At 55.5% G+C, this 4,480-nt stretch carries 4 protein-coding genes; 3 read left to right on the plus strand and 1 reads right to left on the minus strand.

The annotated features are described in order from the left end of the window. The 3 genes from QNK41_RS17400 to QNK41_RS17410 all read left to right on the plus strand — a co-directional run. The coding region (locus QNK41_RS17400; protein ID WP_319259305.1) for a DUF2160 domain-containing protein at window positions 1–279 on the plus strand (279 nt) is incomplete at its 5' end. Between the two features lie 242 nt (window positions 280–521). Further along, the gene (locus QNK41_RS17405) at window positions 522–2,255 is read left to right on the plus strand and encodes an ABC transporter substrate-binding protein (RefSeq protein ID WP_319259309.1); all 1,734 of its coding nucleotides are present in this window, start codon (window positions 522–524) and stop codon (window positions 2,253–2,255) included. Between the two features lie 236 nt (window positions 2,256–2,491). Next, complete coding sequence (locus tag QNK41_RS17410; RefSeq protein WP_319259312.1) at window positions 2,492–3,295, plus strand: YkgJ family cysteine cluster protein; 804 nt, start codon at window positions 2,492–2,494, stop codon at window positions 3,293–3,295. 138 nt (window positions 3,296–3,433) lie between these two features. Here the strand turns inward: QNK41_RS17410 and dapA are convergent, their stop codons facing one another. Further along, on the minus strand, window positions 3,434–4,468 hold the full coding sequence (gene dapA / locus QNK41_RS17415) for a 4-hydroxy-tetrahydrodipicolinate synthase (protein ID WP_319259315.1): 1,035 nt from the start codon (window positions 4,466–4,468) through the stop codon (window positions 3,434–3,436). Window positions 4,469–4,480 lie beyond the last annotated feature (12 nt).

A 4,480-nucleotide genomic window follows, 5' to 3' on the forward strand; every position in this document is an offset into this window, starting at 1 on the left:
ATGAGTTTCGAATGGATGTATTGGACAGTCCCGACGGCGATTTTTTTTATCACCATTTTCCTGATGATCGCCGGCATGCTCGTCTGGGAACTGGTGTCGCCGACCGTCGAACGTCGCGGATTCCTGAAGATCCCAACGACACGGGGAACGCGGTTTTTTGTCGGCTTGTTGGGCACCGCCTATATCCATCTGGCATGGCTCGGGCTCACGGATTTCAATTTGTGGTTTGCGCTTCCTATTTCAGCGGTCTGGATATTTATCGTCATGCGCTGGGGGTAGAAGTGATACAACCGTTCTGGGTTCACGGTTCAATGGTGAACGATCAACCAAAGAGTGACCGCCTGTTCCACAAGACTGACGTTGGAGTGGGGTTGACGAAAAAAATGGTAACCCTGAACCTCTGAACGATGAACGCTTAGTAAACAAGGACGTGTCTCTATCGTGCGGTGATCACAGCCTTCACGCCCGCGATGCCGTCCGCAAGCCCAACCCCACCCCTGAAGGCGTAAAGGAGGAGTCCCATGAAAGTGAAGATGAAAAAGACGATGCTTCTGGGAGTTGCCTTGGCGATCATGTTCGCCCTGGCGGCAGGTCCGGCCATGGCGGATATGGCAGCCGCAAAGAAATGGGTTGATGAGGAGTTCCAACCCTCGACCCTGTCTAAACAAGAACAGCTCAAAGAAATGGAATGGTTCATCAATGCGGCCAAGCCATTTAAAGGCATGAACATCAAAGTCGTCTCCGAAACCAGTCCCACGCATGAGTATGAGGCCAAGATCCTGACCAAGGCCTTCGAAGAGATCACCGGTATTAAGGTCTCTTTCGACCTGATCCAGGAAGGTGACGTCATCGAAAAGTTGCAGACCCAGTGGGCCTCAGGGCAGAACATCTATGACGGCTGGATCAACGACTCCGACCTGATCGGCACCCACGCCCGCTATGGCTATGTGGTGCCCTTGTCCGATTTCATGGCCGGCGAAGGCAAGGACGTGACCCTGCCGACCCTGGATGTCGACGACTTTATGGGCAAGTCCTTCACCTCGGGACCGGACGGAAAGCTCTATCAACTGCCGGATCAGCAATTCGCAAACTTGTATTGGTTCCGTTACGACTGGTTCAAACGGCCGGACTTCAAGAAGCAGTTCAAGGAGATCTACGGCTATGAACTGGGGGTACCGGTCAACTGGTCAGCTTACGAGGACATTGCCGAGTTTTTCACCGAACATGTGCGTGAAATCGACGGCAAAGCCGTCTTCGGCCACAACGACTACGGCAAAAAAGCGCCGGATCTGGGGTGGCGCTTTACCGACGCCTGGTTGTCTATGGCCGGCGCCGGCGACAAGGGTATTCCCAATGGCAAACCGGTTGATGAATGGGGCATCCGCATGGAAGGATGCCGACCCGTAGGTGCAACCGCAGCCCGCGGTGGTGCCGCCAATGGTCCGGCGGCCAAGTACGCGCTTCAAAAATACATGGATTGGCTGAGAAAATACGCGCCTCCGGGCAGCCTGGGCATGGATTTTTACACCTATCTGCCCTTTCTGGCCAACGGCAGTGTGGCCCAGCAGATCTTCTGGTACACCGCCTTTTTGCCCAGCATGGTCGAACCGGGGCCCACAGTGAATGAGGACGGCACCCCCAAATGGCGCATGGCCCCCTCGCCCCATGGACCTTACTGGGAAGAGGGCATGAAGCTGGGCTATCAGGATGTCGGCTCCTGGACCTTTATGAAGAGCACGCCGCTCGAGCGCCGCAAGGCGGCCTGGCTGTTTGCACAATTCTGCGTGGCCAAGACCACCTCCCTTAAAAAAGCCCATGTGGGGTTGACCCCCATCCGGGACAGCGACATCCGTCATGAATCCTTCACCGAACGGGCGCCCAAACTGGGCGGTCTGGTGGAATTCTACCGCAGCCCGGCCCGCGTAGCCTGGACGCCGACCGGCGTCAATGTTCCCGATTATCCGAAACTTGCCCAGCTGTGGTGGCAGAATATCGGAGAGGCAGTTTCCGGTGAAGTGACCGTGGATAAAGCCATGGACAATCTGGCCAGCGAGATGGACAAAGTGATGGAGCGCATCGCCCGCTCGAAAACACAGGGTGAATGCGGCCCCTTGCTGAACCCCAAAAAGGATGAAGCCTACTGGCTGAACCAGCCCGGATCCCCCAAGGCCAAGCTGGCCAACGAAAAGCCCAAGGGGGAAACGGTCGATTACGACAAACTGATCGAGGCCTGGCGCGCAGGAAAGGTTAAATAATCCACCGCCATACCTGAGACCACACAACCGGGGCCGGCCCGCTTCTGAGCCGGCCCCATTCATTTTTTACCCGCCTGTCCGACTCCCGCATCGGCTGAACCGCTGGCCTTTCCCTGGTTGGGCAAGGGTTGCAATAATCCTGTCGGTCACTTTTGGTGCCAGGATTACCGTTTGACTTTGGCCACGGCCTTGGTTAAATACGGCCCAACCAATGAACGATCAGGAAAGGACTATTCATGAACGATGCAGATAAAAACGCTCTTATTTCGCCGGTGCGATTAGGATACAGCAGCCAATTCAAATTTAAATGCCACCCGGGGGTATCGTGCTTTACCATGTGCTGCCGGGGCATCAACATTATCCTTACGCCCTACGACATTCTCCAGATGAAAAACCGGCTGGGCCTCTCTTCCCGGGAATTTCTGGCGATCTACACCGAACCGCACCTGCTGGAAAAGACCGATCTGCCCATGGTCACTCTCAAGCTGCTCGACGACGAGCGCGAATCATGCCCCTTTGTCAAGGACAAGGAGGGATGCATCATTTATAAGGATCGCCCCACGTCCTGCCGCTATTATCCATTGGGAACGGCAACCCTTCAGCACAAGGAGGGGGCTGACGACGAGGGTTTTTTCTTTTTCATCAACGAGCCCCACTGCAAGGGCTTCGAGGAAGACGGCGACTGGACGGTGGCCGAGTGGCGGGAAGACCAGGGCGTGGACCTGCGGGACGAAATCAACCGTGAGTGGACGGACCTGGTGGTGCGCAAACGCTCTTTTCCGCCGAACATCAAACTGACGGATAAAGCCAAACAGATGTTTTTCATGGTCAGCTACGACATCGATAAATTCAAGGCGTTTGTCTTTGAAAGCGCCTTCTTAAAGCGGTTCGATGTAGACGAAGCCACCGTGGAAAAAATAAAAAAGGATGAAATCGAACTGCTCAAGTTCGGGCTGGAATGGCTCAAGGGCGTACTGTTCAAAGAGACCGACCCTGAGCAGCAGGCGGCCAACTTTACCGACAAAAAAAATCCCACCTGAAAAACAGACCGCGATAAAATAGTAAACACAAACCGCCCCTCCAGGTTATACCGGGAGGGGCGGTTTGTGTTGAGAGGATTTCGATAACACGAGAACGCAGATTTGGACCACAAGATGCCGTTACTGGACGAGCATTGATTAATACGTCGGGTAGTACAACCCCTCCAACAACCGTTCATCGTTGAGCCGCCCGTCGATGTCCACATCGAAGAATTCCGCCAACGGTGCAAAAATCTCCGGGTTTTTCGATTGAACCGTCTTGGCGATATTCACCACCACGTCCAGGCCGGATCGGCTCATTTTACCGAGCGGCGGGCGGCAGGGTCCCGAAGGCACCCCCAGCACCTGCATCAGCGTCTTCAAGGCCAGTGGATTTCGTGCCCGGCAAACCACGTCGCCGTAAGGAGATTTTTCCACGGTTTTCACCGTCACCAGCCCGAACAGCGGCCTCAGAGCATCGACCAACCTTTTTGCCTGGTCGATCTCTTTATCAACCAACAGCCGGACCAGATCGCTCATGGCCTTGGGGACGATATTGGAGACCACCGAAATCACGCCTGTTGCGGCAATCTCCGGGTCGGAAATCATTTCATAAACCAGCCCGTCGTCTCCGGAGAAAATGGTGAATTCGGGCCCGCAGCATTGGCGGGTTCGCCGCATGTTGTCAAGATCTCCCGTGGCCTCCTTGACCGTATTCACGTTGGGATGCTCCCTGAACAGCAGGGCCAGGTCGTCGGGCAGCAACTGGGCGCCTGTCCTCCCCGGGATGATATAGGGAATAATGGACAGATCGGGAAAGGCCGCAGCCACCGGTGCCAGGTACTCTTTTCTGATCTCCAGCGAACTGGGACCGTTATAGTAAGGGTCCACTAAAAGCACCGCATCGACGCCCGCTTCGGCGGCATGGCGCGTGGCGGACAGGGCCTCTTTGGTGTTGTTGCTGCCTGCCCCGGCAATGCACAGGCATTTACCCTTGGCATGTTGTGAAATGATCTGAACCACCCGGTGGTGCTCTTGCCAGGCCAGCGTGGGGCTTTCACCGGTGGGGCCCACGGCCAGAAGACCGGTAATGCCGATTTGAATCTGAAAATCGGCGAGGCGGGTAAGCCCCGTTTCATCGACTGCCGCGCCGTCGAAAGGCGTCACCATCGCAGTATAACATCCTGAATTCATGCTACCTCCTGA

Source organism: Desulfosarcina sp. (genome assembly GCF_033791525.1).
Classification (GTDB): domain Bacteria; phylum Desulfobacterota; class Desulfobacteria; order Desulfobacterales; family Desulfosarcinaceae; genus Desulfosarcina.